This is a genomic window from Mycobacterium sp. OAE908 (assembly GCF_017872775.1).
In the GTDB taxonomy this organism is placed as follows: domain Bacteria; phylum Actinomycetota; class Actinomycetes; order Mycobacteriales; family Mycobacteriaceae; genus Mycobacterium.
Map to the genome: position 1 here is coordinate 383,701 of NZ_JAGGJL010000001.1, position 17,018 is coordinate 400,718.

Below are 17,018 nucleotides of genomic sequence, written 5' to 3' on the forward strand. Positions count from 1 at the left end.
CACCTAGTTGATTCGAAAAGTAGACCAATTTGCCGTTAGCTGGAATTGTTTAGCTGTGCCAGGACCAGACGTGCAGAGCCGCCCGACGGAGGGCCGCGCGATCAACCGGTTCCTGTCGTCGGCGACGGCCGAGCCGTCGGCATTGCTGATCGAAGGCGAGCCGGGAATCGGCAAGACCACGTTGTGGCTCGAGACCGTCGAGTTGGCGCGCGACTCCGGGTTCCGGGTGCTGTCGGCGCGCGCGGCCGCAGCCGAATCCGTGCTGGCCTACGCGGCCCTTGCCGACTTGCTGGACGGCGTGCCCGCGTCGGCATGGGCCGACCTGCCCGATCCCCAGCGATATGCGGTCGCCCAGGTGCTGATGCGGGCCGAGGACGGGACCGCCACGGATCAACGCGCAGTCGCCGCGGCCTTCTTGTCGGTGCTCGGATACCTGGCCGACGACCGCGCGTTGCTGCTGGCCATCGACGACATGCAATGGATCGACCCGTCCAGCATGCACGTCGTGGCTTTCGCGGCGCGCCGGCTCTCCGGCCCCGTCGGGATCCTCGGCAGCGTGCGCACCAACGGTGACGGCAGCGGCGCCGCCTGGCTGCAGATGCCGCGGCCGGACGCAGTGAACCGAGTTCGGTTGCATCCCTTGGGTATCCAAGATTTACATCAGGCGGTTTCGGCGCGGCTGCGTCGGCCGTTCTCACGTCCGACGATGGGCCGGATTCACCAGCTGTCCGGCGGGAATCCTTTCTACGCAATCGAATTGGCGCGGGCAATCGCCGAACGCAGCCCCGGCGTCGACACGTCGCTGCCCCGCACGCTGGCCGATGCTGTGCGCACGAGACTGTCCGGCCTCGACTCCGACGTCCACGATGCGCTGCTCGCGGCATCGTGCATGGCGTCGCCGACCGTGGAGTTGGTTTCGCGCGCGACGATCGGCGATGAGGACCGGTTGATCGAATTGCTCGAGGACGCCGAAACCAAAGGCATCATCGCCATCGACGGCAACAGGATCCACTTCGCCCACCCCCTGCTGGCAAGAGGTGTGTACACCGAAGCCGCGCCCGGCCTGCGGCGAACGATGCATCGGAGGCTCGCTGACATCGTCGACGAGCCCGAGTTGCGGGCACGGCATCTGGCGTTGGCAGCCACCAGCGGCGACCAGGTCACGTTGCGAGCGCTCGACACGGCCGCGGAGTCCGCGCGCGTCCGCGGCGCGCCCGCCGCAGCCGCCGAGTTGATGGACCTGGCGATCGGCCTCGGCGGCGACACCGCCGAACGTCGACTCCGTTCCGCGCTACACCATTTCGATGCAGGCGACCACGAACGCGCGCGCACCATTCTCGAAGAGACGGTCGAGCGACTGGAGCCGGGCGACCTACGCGCAGAGGCATTGAACCGGCTCGCCGTGGTGCGACTGTATGCGGACGGATTCCTCGAGGCCGCGGCCCTCCTGCAGCGCGCCGTCAGTGAGCTGCACCCGGACAGCCAGCTACGCGTGCAGATACTGATCACGTTGGCCTACGCCCGGCTTCAAGCCGGCCAGCTCGATGAGAGCGTACAGATAGCCGAAGAGGCGGTGACCCAGGCCGAACACCTCGACCAGTCGCATCTGCTCGGACTTGCGCTCGGTATGCGGGTGATCCAGCGGTTCCTCGGCGGCGGCGGGTTCGACGAAGAACAGCTGCGTCGGGCGACGGAGCTCGAAGATCCGAAGATCTTCACCCCCTTGGTGTTTCGGCCTTCGGTCCAGCGGGCCCTGCTGCTCGAATGGACGGGCAGGCTCGACGAAGCTCACCAAGTGCTCGAGGGTGTTCGTCGTCGTTGCCTTGAGACAGGTGAAGAGGGCGAGTTGATCTTCATCTCCCAGCACGTGGTGCTGGGCAGCATCTGGCGGGGCGAGTTCGTCGAAGCCGAGTTGGTGGCCGAGGACGCCATGGAGCGCGCCCGCCAGTTGGGTGGCGACACCCCGATGTTCCTTGCGTACAGCCTCCGCACGAAGCTGGCGACATATGCCGGCCGTGAGGACGACGCGAGGAAGGCAGCCGCGCAGGCCCTGCAGAGCGGCAAGCGCACAGGAGCAGTTCGGTTGACGGACAGGGTGGTTGCGGCGCTCGGCTTCCTCGACCTCTCGCTTGGCCGTTACGAGGAGGCGCTGGCAACGCTGGGGCCATTGCTCGCGAAGTTCGACCCGGCATCGACACCCACCGAGCTTCCCAACGCCGCTTTCCTGGTCGACGCCATCGAGGCGCTGATCCAGCTGGGCCGCGGGGCCGAGGCGCAGCCACTGATCGAAGCGCTCGAGCGCAACGGGAACCGGCACGACCGGGCGTGGATGCTGGCGTCGGGCGCGCGCGGCAGAAGTATGCTGCTGGCCGCAGGCGGTGACCTCGACGCGGCGAGCGCGGCGGCCGCGTCCGCGATGACGCAACACGACCGGCTGCCGATGCCGTTCGAGCGTGGCCGAACGTTGTTGCTGCTCGGTCAATTACAGCGGCGGCAACGCAGGAAGGAAGCCGCTTCGGCGAGCCTGACCGAGGCTCTGGACATCTTCGAGCGGCTGCACATCCCGCTGTGGGCCGACCGTGCCCGCGCCGAGCTGGCCCGCGCGAACGTGGGCCCCAGGCAGAGCGGGCAGCTCACCCCGTCCGAACGACGGGTCGCCGAGCTCGCCGCGTCGGGAATGAAGAACCGCGATGTTGCGACTGCCCTGTTCATCAGCCCGAAGACTGTCGAGGCGAACCTGGCGAGGATCTACCGCAAGCTGGGCATCAAGTCGCGTGCTGAACTCGGCCGCCATATGGGCAAGTCCTGACCCGGTAGAAGTAGGGAAACACCCTATTTCTGAATGCCCTTGGGCAAATTACCGTCGACTCCGGCCCGCGATGGATCTCAGTCAGCAGGAGGAACGGTGACGGTAACCCTGGACCCGGCAACCCGGAGCCCGGCAACCTTGGTGACCACCGCGACAAGTCAGCCGGCGTTGCGCACCGGCTTCGCGCTGCTCGGCCTGATCTCGCTGCTGGACCTGCCCAAGGCGGACCGTGCGGATCGGGTGGTCGCGCTCGGCGGTGCGGCGGCAGCGGGCTGGTTCCTGGTGCGGGGCAGCAGGCGCCGCTAGCCCCCCGTTGACTGCGCCGGGCCCGCGGCCCGGTGCGCAATGCGGTCACTTCTTGCGGTTTCAAACGATATGGTCGCTGTTCGGGGAGGCGACATGACATCGGATATTCGACCGCGACCGCGACCAAACAGCGACGTCGAACTCGGGTTCACCCGGCGCAAGGCGGTGCGTTGGTTCAGCCCGTCCACGTTGGCGCGAGCGGCCGCCAAGGTCGTGCTGTCGGCGGCCTTCGGTGACTATCTCGACAAGCGGGAAATGGAAAGCACGCTGAAGGCCCGCGTGCTGACGGCGGGCGCCGGTTCGGACGACGTGTGGATCGACTTCATCGCCGACACCGCAGACGGATTCGATCAAACGTATTCCGTTGCGTGGTGCGCCTCGCAGTCCGAAATTGCGCCGATCGGTCTCGACCGCGAGTTGCCCCGCGCGCAGCTCGTCGTCTTCGGCGGCGACGAAGTGTATCCGTATGCCACCCCCAAGGAATACGAAGACAGGTTCAGCGGGCCATACCTTGCCGCTCTGCCGTGGACAGAGCCCGACGAGTCACGCCCGCACGAGAAGCATCCGCGGATGCTGGCCATCCCGGGCAACCACGACTGGTACGACGGCCTCACCGGGTTCATGCGGCTGTTCGCGCAGGCCAATTGGATAGGTGGCCGTGAGCTCGAGCAGACCCGCAGTTACTTCGCCGTCGACCTGCCGGGCCCATTTTGGCTGTGGGGCATCGACATTCAGAGCGACAATTATGTGGATGCCGCACAGATCGAGTACTTCCACACCGCCGCAACGCGGATGGCCGCAGGGGATGCGCTGATCCTGTGCACGGCCAAACCCAGCTGGACCGAAGTCGGCAATTCAAAGGATGCCTATCGCAATCTCGCGTTCGTCGAACGGACGATGGTGCCTCGGTATGTCAGGACCGTTCTCATGCTGTCCGGCGACAAGCACCACTACGCGCGCTATGAGGCGGTCGAAGACGTCGGCGCAAAAGGCCCGCGAATGAGGATCACCGCCGGCGGCGGCGGCGCATTCCTGTCGACCACGCAGAAGCTCGATGACATCTTGAGCGTGCCGAGACCAAAAGCCGACAACGATCCGGCGACCGACGAAACGGAACGATTCAAGCTCGAGAGCCGCTACCCCACCGCCCCCCAGTCGCGCAGGCTCAACGGTCGCATTTTCCTACTGGGACTGCGCAATCCGTCGTTCATGGTCATCCCCGCGATGTTGTACATACTGCTGTTCTTTGCCACCGTCTCCAGACTGGCAAGCCAGGACAACGGCGGGGAGATACGTGTCGACCCACAGCCGTGGAAGTTTCACGACATTCTGGCCAGCCAGGTGGGCCTGGCGCCACTCACCCTGATCCTCGGTGTCGCGGCACTGTTGTCGGCCTTCTGTATCGTCCCCAAACGCGTGCCCGTATGGCCCTCGCGCTTTTTGCGGGGCTTCGCCGGACTGGCTCAGACCGCATGCCATGTCGTGGCACAGGCAACGATCACGTGGCTGTGCGTTCAGTATTTCTCGCCGCTGACGAGTTGGCGCCTGCTGCTGTGCATGGTGCTGGTCGGGTTGGTCGGCAGCGTTGTCGGCTCGCTCATCTTCGCGACGTTTTTGTTCCTGTGGTTCACCCTGTTCGGTTGGAACAGCACAGAGGCCTTCTCGTCGTTCCGCTACTCGGGCTACAAGAACTTTCTGCGCATCCATGTGACGACGACTGCCATCACCGTCTATCCGATCGGGATCGACAAGGTGTGCAAGAAGTGGGAGTACGACGCCGGAAACGCGTCGCCCGAGGCGTCCTGGCTGAAGCCGTCCAGCGGCATCATCGAAACACGGCTCATCGAACCGGAATTCACGATTCTGGCGTCGCGGTCTCCGGCGGCCGGGCAGGCCACAGCCGAATCCCGAACGGTGCAGTGAGGCTGTGCAACACGAGGCTGACCGTGACTGTGACCACGACCGCCTGAGTGATCATCGCGGTCTGCTGGATCTCGCCTCGCTGGATCATCAACAAACCGAGCACCAGGGTGCCGATCCCGCGCGGCCCGAACCATCCGATGAACAGCCTGCTGCGGCCGGGGAGGTCGGTGCCGAGCAGCGCAACGGACACCGCGATCATTCGCACCGCGAACAGCGCGCCGACGGCGAAAACCACCACCCGCCAATCGGCGTCGCGCCATCCCACGAACACCGCGTAGCTGCCGAACATCGCGAACACCATCAGCTCCAGCAGTTGTCCGGCAGCGTCGGTCACTTGTGACGGCAACTGCGCGTCTGCCCGGCGCGCCATCATGGAGTACGCCAAACCACCGGCGAAGGCCGCGACGAATCCGCTGCCGTGCAACCGCTCTCCGACTTCGAAGCAGACCAATGCCAGTGCGAGGGTGGCCAACTGGGCCCAGACGTCGCTCATCCAGCCGCGCTTTCGCGACCTCATGATCACCCAACCACCGAGCACGCCGATGCCGAGGCCGACGCCGATCGAGACCACCTCGGTGCGAATGGCGAACCAACCCCACCGACCGGGGTCCGGGTCGTTCTGCTCGGAGGCCAGCGCCAATGCGGCCAGCATCGCCGCGAGCGCAAGGCCGTCATAGCAACCGCTCTCAACCGACAGCGCGTGGCGGACGCGTTCCGGGATGCGACGGTTGTCGAGCAGCGCGTCGATCAGCGCCACCTCCGTCGGCGCGACGATGGCCGCCAGACACACCGCCTCCCACAACGGCATCACCGGCATCACCCACAGCGCGAGCGCGGTGCCGAGGACCATGGTCAGGGGGAAGCCGAAGAGAAGCAACCGAAACGTCACGTGGCCGCGACGCACCACGGACGGCAGGTCGAGCATCGCGGCCTGGTTGAACAGGATGACGGTCAGCGCCAACTGGGCCAGGACGGTGAACCCGGCGGTGTCAGGGCCGACCTCGATGACGCCGAACCCGAACGGGCCCAACACTATTCCGGACGCGACGAAGATCAGCGCAGGAGCGATGTACCACCGCTTGACCAGACCCGAGACAACCGCGTAGCAGAGCACCAGGATGGTGAGCACGAACGCCGTGTCGGTGCGCACCCTGTCCCCTACTCAGGCGCCGTTGTTCGCGCCGCCGGAGTTCGCACCCTCGATGTCAGTGATCGGAAAGTTCGGCATGGGTTTGGGCGACGGCGTATTCGGCAGCGTCGGGATCTCGGCCGGCGGGATGTCGGTCAAGTCGTTGACCGGCGGGCCGTTCTCCCGGCTGCCGTAGCTGCTGCCCGGTTCGCGCGGGCCGACGAGCTGACTGACGGTCACCAGGTGGTAGCCGTTGCGCTTCAGGACAGGGATGAACTGGTAGACCAAATCGACTGTGCTGGAGTAGGTGTCGTGGAACAACACCACCGAGCCAGGTTTGATCTGGGTCATCAGCATGTAGCGCGTTGCGCCGGTGTTGGAGTCGTTCGCCCAGTCGAAAGGAATGACGTCCCAGTTGATGTCGGCCATCCCCTGCTGCTTGGCCGCGGCAAGGACGTTGTCGTTGATCAGCCCGCCGGCGGTCCGAAGAAGGTTGGGCTTTTGACCCGTCGCCGCTTGGATGGCGTCGTTGGCCTTCGAGATCTGGCTCGGAATGTCCTCGGGCGGGATCGTCGTCATGTTGGGGTGTTCCCAGGTGTGGTTGCCCACCTCCATGCCGGCGTCGGCGACACGTTTGGCGCCCGCGGGGTTGGCCGCGACCTTGTTGCCGATCAGGAAGAACGTCGAGCGCGCGTGGTTGTCCTTGAGGATCTGCAGCAGTCGGTCCGTGTACGGGCTCGGCCCGTCGTCGAACGTCAGCGCAACGCACTTCTCTTTCGAACAGTCGACGTCCTCGGCGCTGGCCTTGCGGACGTGCCCGGTCAGCCCGCCGATGATCAGCACCGCGGCGGCCGCGAGCACGCCAATGGCGGTCCTGGCGTAGCGCCAGCGCTGGCTGTCGGGTCGTTTCGGCACGCCGCGAGTTTACCGGCTGCGACTTCGGCGCGATTTGAAGCGCTGAGCGATGGTTTTCACGCCGAAACCGCCGCCAAGATTTCCTTGAGAACCGCTTGAGGGGTCCGTCGCAGCCTTTCCGTGAGCCGCCACACCGGCCGCCGGAAAGGAACCGACATGACCACTATCGGCAAGTTCACGATGCTCTCCGCGGCGACGATCGCGGCGACGGTCGCCCTCCCGGCAGCCGCCTACGCTTGCGGGGAGCCGCCTCCTGAGGCTTTTCATACGCCGTCCGGCAACATCCTGTGCTGGATGACGCCGTACTCGTCCGATTGCCAGGTGGTCGACCACTCGTATTCAGTGCAAGGGCAATCAGCGGACTGCGTGTCGCCCGATTCGCCCCATTCGTTCTCGCTCAACAAGGGCGCGGTGGCGACGCTGTGGTGCACCGACAAGCCGCTCAGCACGTATCAGGACATAGGCAAGAACATGACGCTCGACTACGGGCAATCGAAGTCCGAAGGCGTAATGACTTGCGTCAGCGAGACCTCGGGTGTGATGTGCACCGACACCAGTTCCGGCCACTTCTTTCGGGTGTCCCGCGACTCCTACGAGCTCGGGTGACCTCGTGGGCACGGTTACCGTTCGGGCCCGAGCGAGGTGTTAATGCGATGGACATGATCCAGTACGCGGCGGTCTGTGCGGCTGCCGTGGCATCGGTAACAGCTTGCGAAGCAGGCGTCTCACGCGACGCTGCACCGACTGGCACCCCCCGACACGAATCCCCCCGGACTCGTGGCCGTTCCACAGCGTCGGCGGCAGTTGGCGCGTCGTGACATACGGCAGTGGATTCAATTGCACCAACGAGGGCGTACCACCGTCGATCGTCGCCGAACTCGAATGCTAGCCGCGGGTTTCCGGCGGAATCCTGCTAGGGGCCGAGTTCGAAGGTGAATTCATGGTCGCCGATGCGGATGCGATCCCCGTCGGCCAACGTGGCGCTGCCGCGAATCCGGTTGTCCGCCAGGGTGACTCCGTTTACCGAGCGGAGGTCGGTGACGACAAAGCTGGTGCCCGTATCGACGATCATCGCGTGGTAGCGGCTGACCATCGCATCGTCGATAACGATGTCGTTGTCGGCAAGACGACCGATGCGGACGATGGCGCCCCTCAGCGGATACAGGTCCCCGGAGCCGTCGCGCAGATGCGCGACGGAAGACTGCGAAGACGCACTGGTGCCTCGCGCGAGTGTCGCGACAGCACGTTTGGCGGTCGCGCGGGCTACTCGTTTGACGTCCAGCGGTTCTTGGCGAAGGATCCGCTCGTGCAGGGCTCGCAGTGTGGGTCCGGGGTCGATGCCCAATTCGTCGGCGAGCGTGGTCTTCAATCGTCGATACGCCTCGAGCGCGTCGTATTGCCGTTCCATCAGGTAGTAGGCAGTGATCAACTGCGCCCACAACGGTTCTCGGTACGGCTGCTCTGACGCCAGCGCTTCGAGCTCAGATATGATGGAATGAGCTCTGCCACAGGCTATCTCGGCTTCCGCCCGCAGCGTCTGCGCCACCAGCTTGTCCTCAGCCAGCGCGGCGGCGTATGGCTCGACGAACTCGAACTCGCGCAGGTCGTCGAGCACCGGGCCGCGCCACGGGGCCAACGCCGTAGACAGGTGACCGCTGGCCTCGTCGAACCGCCCGCTCGCGGCGGCCCGCACGCCGGCCGCGAGTTCAGCGTTGAAGCGGCCGACATCGCACTCCGTGTCGGCTACGTTCAGGCGATACCCCGGCCGTGCGCTGACCAGAACAACGGCAGGATCGACACCAGCCTTGGTCAACAGGCGGCGAAGATTGGAGACGTAGGTGTGCAGGCTGGCTCGAGCGTCCGGGGGTGGGTTTCCTCGCCACGCCGCGTCCAACAACGAATCGATCGCGACGGCGCGATTCCGATTGATCACCAACACCGCCAGCACCGCCCGTTGCTTGGCGGCGCCCAACGAGATATCGGAGCCGCCGACGCTCATCTGCAGAGGACCGAGCACCCCGAACTGCAGAGCGCTGTTGGCCATCGCGGCAGCAACCCCTTCAATTCGGCAATGCGTCAGGACCCATTGTGAGTCGTCCACCGCGGACAGTAATGCGTAGCGGTCGGCCTGTCTGGCTCATCGCGGGTCTCGTCGTGCTCGCGACCCTGGTGCTGGTGGTCGGAGTGCTTGTCGGCCTGCACCTCGGCGGCCGTACACACCCGTCGGTGCAGTCAGCGCTGGCGACTGACTTCGCCGGATTGGAGTCGCAGTTGCATGCGGAGGTCGGCATCGCACTCAGTGCCGTTGGCGCAGGAGGAGCCCCGATCGTCTTGGGCCACTGGCGCAGTGGCCCCGCCTGGTCGACTATCAAGGTGCCGCTCGTCATCGCTGCGCTTGGTGAACATCAGCCGCCGGTACTCACCGAAGCGATGAGGGCCGCTGTCACCGAATCAGACAATGCGGCGGCGGAATCGATCTGGGCCGGCCTTGGCGATCCGGCTACCGCGGCGCGCAAGGTCGACGCGGTGCTGAGACAGGCAGGCGATCCGACGACGGTGCAGTCGCAACGAGTACGTCCGGAGTTCTCCGCCTTCGGCCAGACCGAGTGGCCGTTGACCGATCAAGTGCACTTCATCTCAGTTGCCGTGTGCGACAGGGCAACTGAGCCAGTCTTTGCGTTGATGGGCCAGGTCACGTCGGACCAGAGCTGGGGTATCGGCACACTCCCGGACAGTCGGTTCAAAGGCGGCTGGGGGCCGTCGCCCAGCGGTAGCTATGTGGTCAGGCAAATGGGAGTGTTGACCGGCCCGACCGGAATGATCGCCGTTGCGTTGGCCGCGCAGCCGTCGTCGGGAAAGTTCGACGACGGGGTCACCGCGGTCACTGAAATGGCGAAATGGCTGACCGCCCACCTATCGGCACTGCCGGCGGGCCACTGCGACTACCACAAGTAGACGCGAGCGTTGTTGCCGCCGATGCACGTGATCCAGCTGTCCCCCGGCTCCTTCTTGCAGTGCATGAGGAAGTTCGAGCCGTTGCACAACGCGCCCGGCACGGCCTGGCAGTCGACGGCGCCAGGCGCGGACACGGCCCGTGGCAGCGGGCTGGCATTGCCGTAAGCAGCCCAGTACGACGTCAACACGCTGTTGGCGAATAGGCACGACGTTTCGGGCGTCCCGCGTCCGCCGTGGGTGCCGAATCCGGTGGCGTCGGGTAACGAGAAGCCCGCGTCGCAGAGTTCGTGCCGAACGCTCAGGTCTGGTCCGGTCACCAGCGGCGGCACCGCGGCCGCCGGTTCGTCGGTGCCCGCGTGCCCATTGTTGTTGCTAGCGAGCAGCCCGATCACCACGCCGATTCCCCCGAGAATCAACGCTGCGGCGACCGCGATCACGGTCGGCACCAACCATCGTCGCCGCCGCGAATCGTTGTGCACCTCCGTGGGTTCGGCCATGGCCGCTTCGGACGACCGCGTAACGGTGACACCCGAGTACGTCGGCGCGGTCGGCAAAGAGGTGACATCGACATTGGCCACCGTCTGCATCGCGCGCTGCGCCGCGCGCCCCAGTGCGCCCGCCGATCCGTAGCGGTCGTCGGGCTCCTTGGCCATTCCGCGGGCGATGACGTCGTCCATCGCAGCCGGGAGGCGCCGATTGACCTCAGTGGGCCGTGGCGGCGGCGAGGCGATATGCGCCGCTATCAAGTTCTCCAAACTGTCACGCGTAAAAGGGATTTCACCAGTCAGCGCCTCGTAAAGGACACACGTCAGCGAGTAGACATCGACCGCCGGGGTGCTGGGCTGGCCCCTAAGCCGTTCAGGTGCCATGTAATCCAAGGTGCCGATCTGAGTGCCCGCCGTCGTCAACCGGGTCTCGCCGGTGGCCTCGGCGATGCCGAAATCGACCAGGTATGCGAAATCAGCAGGGGTGACAAGGATGTTCTGAGGCTTGACATCGCGATGGATCAGCCCCTCGGCGTGGGCCGCATCCAGGGCGGCGGCCACCTGGCAGACGATGTTGACCGCGCGGGAAGCATCCAGCTGACCCTGTTCGATCAGGTCGAGCAGCGTCTGGCCCTGCACCAGGCGCATGTCGATATACAGGCTGCCGTCGATCTCGCCCCAGTCGTGGATCGGAATGACATGCGGCTCTTGCAGAACCGCAGCCGCTTGCGACTCGCGCTGGAACCGGGTGCGGAAAGAGTCGTCGTCAGACAGCTTGTGGGCAAGTATCTTCAGCGCGACGGTGCGTCCCTTGGCATTGTCGTACGCTTCGTACACCTCACCCATGCCGCCCTTGCCGAGCAGGCGCGTGACGTTGTACTTGCCGAACGTCGTGCCGACGCGCGAGTCCACCGAGGAAGTATCTCCCCCCATTACAAGGATTCGCCAAGAAACCGTTGAGAGTCGCAAGAGGCGTCCGCCACAACCTGGACATGCCCGGCCACCAGGGTCGGCACTACCAGGAGAGGACCTACCACGATGCTCACCAACCGCTTCACCAAGTCAATCGCAGGAACCGCACTCGTCGCCGCCACGCTGGGTTTCGGCGCGATCGCCGGGGCCGCTGCCGCCAACGCCGACTCCGTCGACGACACCTTCGTCGCCAGCCTGGCCCAGGCCGGCATTCCGCAGATTCCGGCGGCCATGGAGATCTCGGCAGGCCACGCCGTGTGCCAGAACCTCGACGAGGGCACGACCAACCCGGATCTGGTGCTCGCGGCGTTCGACGCGAAGCACGTGTTCGCCACGCACGGGCAGAACAGGGCGATGATCGTCGCCTCGATGACGGCCTACTGCCCGCAGTACCTCCCGCAACTGCACGGGTAGCGCGCCAGGCTCACGGCAGCGCGCCGGGGCTGATCTCCTCCAGCATCTCGGTGACCAATGCCGCGATCGGCGAGCGCTCGCTGCGCAGCAGCGTGATGTGTGCGAACAGCGGGTGGCCCTTGAGCTTTTCGATCACCGCCGCCACACCGTCGTGGCGGCCCACCCGCAAGTTGTCGCGCTGGGCGACGTCGTGGGTGAGCACCACCCGCGATCCGGCGCCCAGCCGCGACAGAACGGTCAACAACACGTTGCGTTCCAACGACTGCGCCTCGTCGACGATCACGAACGAGTCGTGCAACGAGCGCCCGCGAATGTGCGTCAGCGGCAGCACCTCGAGCATGCCGCGGGAGAGCACCTCCTCGAGCACCGCGGGGCTCGCCAGACCTTCGAGTGTGTCGAAGACGGCCTGCGCCCACGGGCCCATCTTCTCGCTCTCGCTGCCGGGCAGATAGCCGAGATCCTGCCCGCCGACCGCATACAGCGGCCGGAACACAACGACCTTGCGTTGGGTGCGGCGTTCCAGCACCGCCTCCAGTCCCGCGCACAACGCGAGCGCAGACTTGCCGGTGCCGGCCTTGCCGCCAAGTGAAACGATGCCAATCGACTCGTCGAGCAACAGATCCAGTGCCACCCGTTGTTCGGCGGAGCGCCCGCGCAACCCGAACACCTCGCGATCGCCGCGCACCAGCTGCACCCGCTTCTCCGGGTTGACCCGGCCCAGCGCATGCGAGCTGCCGCCCAGCAGCCGAACTCCGGTGTGGCACGGCAGATTGCGCGCCGCTTCGAGATCGATCTCGCTGTCTGCGTACAGCTTGTCGATGTCGTCGGCCGACAACTCGATCTCGTCCATCCCCGTCCAGCCGGACGTGATGACGTCCTGCGCGTGGTACTCGTCGGCGGCCAGACCGACGGCGCCTGCCTTCACGCGCAGTGGAATGTCCTTGCTGACCAACGTGACTCGCTTGCCCTCTGCAGCGAGGTTGGCCGCTACCGTCAGAATCCGCGCGTCATTGCTCTCGTTGCGGAACCCGGCGGGCAATACAGTGGGATCGCTGTGGTTGAGCTCGACGTGCAGCGTTCCGCCTTGCGTCCCAACGGGAATCGGCTGGTCCAGCCGTCCGTGTTCGAGCCGCAGATCGTCGAACATCCGCAATGCCTGCCGGGCGAACCAGCCAAGCTCATGGTGATGCCGCTTGGCTTCCAGTTCGCTGATGACCACCAACGGGACCACGACTTCATGTTCGGCAAACCTCGTAGCGGCCCAGGGATCGGACAGCAGCACGGAGGTGTCGAGTACGTAGGTCCGGACGGTAGTTTTGGTCACGTAGCGCTCCTCGAGGCGAGGGAGTTCATGCGACCCCGCACGAACACATCGGCGGACGCTGCGGTACCAGGACCGGGGCCGGTCCTCTCGTGATGACGATCGGTACCGCCCGGATAGCAGAGCATGTCGCTAGCCATCGAGAAACGACGCTACTCCGGCTTCTCGCTTCGCGCCGTGCAGGCGCGCCGTATCCGATGCCGCCTGCCGTAGCGGCGAGTTGGCTAACTCGTCAGGCGAATTGCTTCAGCGACGGCTCGTCGGCAACACCCCACGCGGCGATGCGGTCGGCGATCACCTGCCGCCGCTGCTCAGGTCCGAAGATGCCGGCATCGGCGACAATGGCCACCTTGTCCTTATATGCGTCGATATCGCCGCCGACCACATCGAGTTCGGCTGCGCGGCGTGCGATCGCCTCGATGGTCTCGTCGCGGCGGTAGCCGAGGCAGTGCGCGACGAGGTTCCCGAAGAACTCCTCGTGGCGTTCCTCGTCGCGGGCGATGCGGCCAACAAGACCCTTCAGCACCGGCTCGGTGATCTGGGCTTCGAGATTGCGGCAGAACACGGCATGCTCACGCTCGAAGAACGCCATGTGCACCAGACGCTCGATCTGGCTGTAGGTGTCGGCGCGGTAGCCCTTCATCACGTGCTCGACGCGCACGTCCTCATTGGCGGCGGGGTCGATTTCGCGCGTGACGACGAGGTAGTTGCGCAGCGCGATCGCGTGCAGGTGCTCCTCGGCGGTCCAGCGGCCGATCCAGCGGCCCCACTTCTCCTCGAGGATGAAGCTGAACACGAACTCGCGGTGATAGCCGGCGAGGTTGTCCTTGGTGATCAGCAGGATCTCGAGGGCATCGGTGACAGTCTTGGGCAGCGTGACCTGCGACGGGTCCCAATCGCGGCCGCCGAGGAAGGCGAAGTTCTCGCCCTGCTCGAACGGCACGTAGTCGTGGGCGTACCAGAGATCCTCGGTGTCGATGTGGCGTCGCAGTTCGTTCTGCACGACCGGCTCGAGCTCGAGAATGAAGGCATTAGGTACAGGTTTCTGTGCCATGCGGTTACAGTAACCCAATTCTGTGGGAATCGTAAAATTCCCCAACGGCGTGGCGCGGCTACAGCGTCAGGCCGGGGTACAGCGGGTTGGCGGCCAGCAGTTCTGCAGCCGCGGCGTGCACCCGCTCGGCGGTGCCGTCGGCCAGCTTGTACTTGGCCTTCGACGTTCCCTCCGGCTGCGTGTTGGACAGCACCTCGACCATCAGCTCGGCGACGCGGTCGAAGTCGTCGGGGCCGAAGCCGCGAGTGGTCAGCGCCGGCGTGCCCAGCCGGATGCCGCTGGTGTACCAGGCGCCGTTGGGGTCGGCGGGGATCGAGTTGCGGTTGGTGACGACGCCGGAGTCCAGCAGCGCCGATTCGGCCTGGCGGCCGGTCAGCCCGAACGACGTCACGTCGAGCAGCACGATGTGGTTGTCGGTGCCGCCGGTGACGAGGCGCGCGCCACGCTTGAGAAACCCGTCGGCGAGCGCCTTGGCGTTGTCGGCGACCCGCTGCGCGTAGGCCTGGAACGAAGGCTGGCGCGCCTCGGCCAGCGCGACGGCCTTGGCCGCCATCACGTGAGAAAGCGGTCCGCCCAACACCATTGGACAGCCCTTGTCGACGGCGTCGGAATACTCAGCGGTCGCCAGCACCAGGCCGCCGCGCGGTCCGCGCAGCGACTTGTGCGTCGTGGTGGTGGTGACATGGGCGTGCGGCACGGGATTCTCGTCGCCGGTGAACACCTTTCCGGCGACGAGCCCTGCGAAGTGCGCCATGTCGACCATCAGGGTGGCGCCCACCTCGTCGGCGATCTCGCGGAGCTTGGCGAAGTTGACCCGTCGCGGGTAGGCCGAGTACCCGCCAACCAGGATCAGCGGCTTGAATTCGCGGGCGGCCTTCGCGAGCGCGTCGTAGTCGAGCAGCTCGGTGTTCGGGTCGGTGCCATAGCTGCGCTGGTGAAACATCTTGCCCGAGATGTTGGGCCGGAAGCCGTGGGTGAGGTGCCCACCCGCGTCCAGCGACATGCCGAGCAGCCGCTGGTTGCCCAGCTTGGCGCGCAGCTCCTCCCATTGCGCTTCGGTGAGGTCGTTGACGTTCTTGACGCCGACCTCGGCCAGCCCAGGACCTTCTACACGGGTGGCCAGGATCGCCCAGTACGCAACGAGGTTGGCGTCGATGCCCGAGTGCGGCTGAACATAGGCATACGGCGAGCCGAACAGCTCGCGCGCGTGCTCGGCGGCCACTGTTTCGACGGTGTCGACGTTCTGGCAGCCGGCGTAGAACCGGTGCCCGATGGTGCCTTCTGCGTACTTGTCGGACAGCCAACTGCCCATGGTCAGCAACGCCGCCGGCGACGCGTAGTTCTCGGAGGCGATCAGCTTCAGCGAATCACGTTGATCGGCAAGCTCTTTGCGCGTGGCCGCCGCGATGCGCGGCTCGACAGACTCGATGATCTGCAGAATCGAGCGGTAGGCGGCGCTTGCGGTGTCGGCGTACTCAGCGCCGGGAGCAGCGGTGGTGGTGGTCGCGGTCGAGTCTGCGGTCATGCGGTTCAGCCTACTTTCCGCAGCGCCGAAGGAATCAGCGGCTCGTCCAGCAGTCGGCCGAAGCGTTGCGTGAGGCTGACGCCCTCGGGCCTGTCCTCCAGCCAGCCGCGCAACAACCGATAGCCCTCGACATAGGTGCTGGTGTAGGCGCGCCACAACGGCGAGGACAGGAACCGCAGCATCTGCCGGGCGCGGTCGTCGTTGACCAGCAGCCAGCGTTTGAGGAAGGCCACGACGTCGTCCACGTCTCGATGTTCGTCGTGCAGCATCAGCGCGGCGTCCTGGCGCACGTCGGCCAGCGCAGCGGAGGCTTCTGAGACCGCCTCGGCACGTTCGCCGTCGAACCGCAGTCCGAGATCGGCGTAGATGTCGCGAGCCCAGCCACCCCAATCCGGCCCGATCGCGGCGTACAGCGCCAGGTCCGCCAGCCCCTCGGCCATCAGACACTGCGGCGTGTTCACCAGGAAGATCGTCTGCTCCGTCTGCCCCTTGCCCTCGACAAGGCCTGCCTCCTTGCGGCAGTGCTCGGTGTGGTGGCCGGGATAGGACTCGTGCGCGACCAACCGCGGCAGGTTGGACATCTGCTGCTTGAGGTCGGCGTTGACCGCGACGGTGGAGCGGTAGTCACCGAGGTAGTAGTTGAACCCCGACCACGGCTTGTCGGTGACCACCTCGTAGGTGATGGTTTCGGTGTCGGGCAACGGATATTCGGCGCGCACCCGGTCGCGCAGCGCGCTGGAGAACGCGTGGATGGCTTCCTCGAGCCGGTCGGGCGGGATCTCCTCTGCCGCGCGATAGTTCTGCATGCGCTCGGCGAGTGATCCACTGCCGGGCAGCGCTTCGTCGAGCTTGCGGTGGGCCTGCTCGTAGCGCGCGGGATCGCCCTTGGTGACGTGCACGTCGAAGTAGGCCTCGACTTCGTCGACGAACCCGACGTCTTGACCCGCGAATTTCTTCCCCGCGCACGCCAGCGCCCGCAGATGCGCCGCGACGTACTCCGCACGGTCCGGTTCGAGCTCGTCGGGGATCTCGGCGGCCAGGCGAGCTGCCTGGACGGCCAGGTCAGCGGGATCGGGGGCGGGCTCGTTCTGCACCTGATGACGCAGGGCGGGGTCTCCGGTGAAGGAGTCGACGTAGCCGTCCTCGATCCGGTCGAAGCGCAAACCGAGCAGCAGATATTCGCGAATGAGGGTGCCGGACTCCATGGCGA

At 65.8% G+C, this 17,018-nt stretch carries 14 protein-coding genes; 6 read left to right on the plus strand and 8 right to left on the minus strand.

Features of this window, described 5'->3' with window-relative positions; all coding sequences use genetic code 11:
• Positions 1 to 55 precede the first annotated feature (55 nt).
• The 3 genes from J3E61_RS01850 to J3E61_RS01860 all read left to right on the plus strand — a co-directional run bounded on the left by J3E61_RS01850 (position 56) and on the right by J3E61_RS01860 (position 5,038).
• Entirely contained in the window at positions 56 to 2,809 is a 2,754-nt protein-coding gene (locus J3E61_RS01850) for an AAA family ATPase (RefSeq protein WP_210082395.1), read from the plus strand.
• 96 nt (positions 2,810 to 2,905) lie between these two features.
• Positions 2,906 to 3,115 (plus strand): hypothetical protein, encoded by a 210-nt coding sequence (locus tag J3E61_RS01855; RefSeq protein ID WP_192726843.1) that lies wholly within the window; start codon positions 2,906 to 2,908, stop codon positions 3,113 to 3,115.
• Positions 3,116 to 3,208: 93 nt separating this feature from the next.
• Complete coding sequence (locus tag J3E61_RS01860; protein ID WP_210082396.1) at positions 3,209 to 5,038, plus strand: hypothetical protein; 1,830 nt, start codon at positions 3,209 to 3,211, stop codon at positions 5,036 to 5,038.
• On the opposite strand, the gene J3E61_RS01865 is transcribed toward J3E61_RS01860, so the two are convergent.
• Positions 4,971 to 6,188: a cation:proton antiporter gene (locus J3E61_RS01865; RefSeq protein WP_210082397.1), complete on the minus strand. Its 1,218-nt coding sequence runs from the start codon at positions 6,186 to 6,188 to the stop codon at positions 4,971 to 4,973. The two genes, J3E61_RS01860 and J3E61_RS01865, sit on opposite strands and share 68 nt — an antisense overlap.
• A 12-nt stretch (positions 6,189 to 6,200) precedes the next feature.
• Positions 6,201 to 7,082, minus strand: a complete 882-nt coding sequence (locus tag J3E61_RS01870) for a polysaccharide deacetylase family protein (protein WP_210082398.1) — start codon at positions 7,080 to 7,082, stop codon at positions 6,201 to 6,203.
• 156 nt (positions 7,083 to 7,238) lie between these two features.
• On the opposite strand from J3E61_RS01870, the gene J3E61_RS01875 reads away from it, so the two are divergent.
• Entirely contained in the window at positions 7,239 to 7,688 is a 450-nt protein-coding gene (locus tag J3E61_RS01875; protein ID WP_210082399.1) for a hypothetical protein, read from the plus strand.
• Between the two features lie 307 nt (positions 7,689 to 7,995).
• Here the strand turns inward: J3E61_RS01875 and J3E61_RS01880 are convergent, their stop codons facing one another.
• Positions 7,996 to 9,126 carry an FHA domain-containing protein gene (locus J3E61_RS01880; RefSeq protein ID WP_210082400.1) on the minus strand — a complete coding sequence of 377 codons (1,131 nt, stop codon included), beginning with the start codon at positions 9,124 to 9,126 and terminating at the stop codon, positions 7,996 to 7,998.
• A gap of 68 nt (positions 9,127 to 9,194) precedes the next feature.
• On the opposite strand from J3E61_RS01880, the gene J3E61_RS01885 reads away from it, so the two are divergent.
• Complete coding sequence (locus J3E61_RS01885; RefSeq protein ID WP_210082401.1) at positions 9,195 to 10,037, plus strand: hypothetical protein; 843 nt, start codon at positions 9,195 to 9,197, stop codon at positions 10,035 to 10,037.
• On the opposite strand, the gene J3E61_RS01890 is transcribed toward J3E61_RS01885, so the two are convergent.
• Positions 10,025 to 11,434, minus strand: coding sequence for a serine/threonine protein kinase (locus J3E61_RS01890; RefSeq protein WP_210082402.1), 1,410 nt, complete (start codon positions 11,432 to 11,434; stop codon positions 10,025 to 10,027). The two genes, J3E61_RS01885 and J3E61_RS01890, sit on opposite strands and share 13 nt — an antisense overlap.
• Positions 11,435 to 11,560: 126 nt before the next feature.
• Between J3E61_RS01890 and J3E61_RS01895 the strand changes: the two genes are divergently transcribed.
• Entirely contained in the window at positions 11,561 to 11,908 is a 348-nt protein-coding gene (locus J3E61_RS01895) for a DUF732 domain-containing protein (protein WP_192726851.1), read from the plus strand.
• 10 nt (positions 11,909 to 11,918) lie between these two features.
• Here J3E61_RS01895 and J3E61_RS01900 read toward each other — a convergent pair whose 3' ends face one another.
• From J3E61_RS01900 to J3E61_RS01915, 4 genes are all read right to left on the minus strand, one after another.
• Positions 11,919 to 13,232, minus strand: a complete 1,314-nt coding sequence (locus J3E61_RS01900; protein WP_210082403.1) for a PhoH family protein — start codon at positions 13,230 to 13,232, stop codon at positions 11,919 to 11,921.
• 229 nt (positions 13,233 to 13,461) lie between these two features.
• Complete coding sequence (locus tag J3E61_RS01905) at positions 13,462 to 14,283, minus strand: acyl-ACP desaturase (RefSeq protein ID WP_210082404.1); 822 nt, start codon at positions 14,281 to 14,283, stop codon at positions 13,462 to 13,464.
• 58 nt (positions 14,284 to 14,341) lie between these two features.
• On the minus strand, positions 14,342 to 15,808 hold the full coding sequence (locus J3E61_RS01910; protein WP_210082405.1) for a glycine hydroxymethyltransferase: 1,467 nt from the start codon (positions 15,806 to 15,808) through the stop codon (positions 14,342 to 14,344).
• A gap of 5 nt (positions 15,809 to 15,813) precedes the next feature.
• Positions 15,814 to 17,013 carry a DUF885 domain-containing protein gene (locus J3E61_RS01915; protein WP_210082406.1) on the minus strand — a complete coding sequence of 400 codons (1,200 nt, stop codon included), beginning with the start codon at positions 17,011 to 17,013 and terminating at the stop codon, positions 15,814 to 15,816.
• Positions 17,014 to 17,018 lie beyond the last annotated feature (5 nt).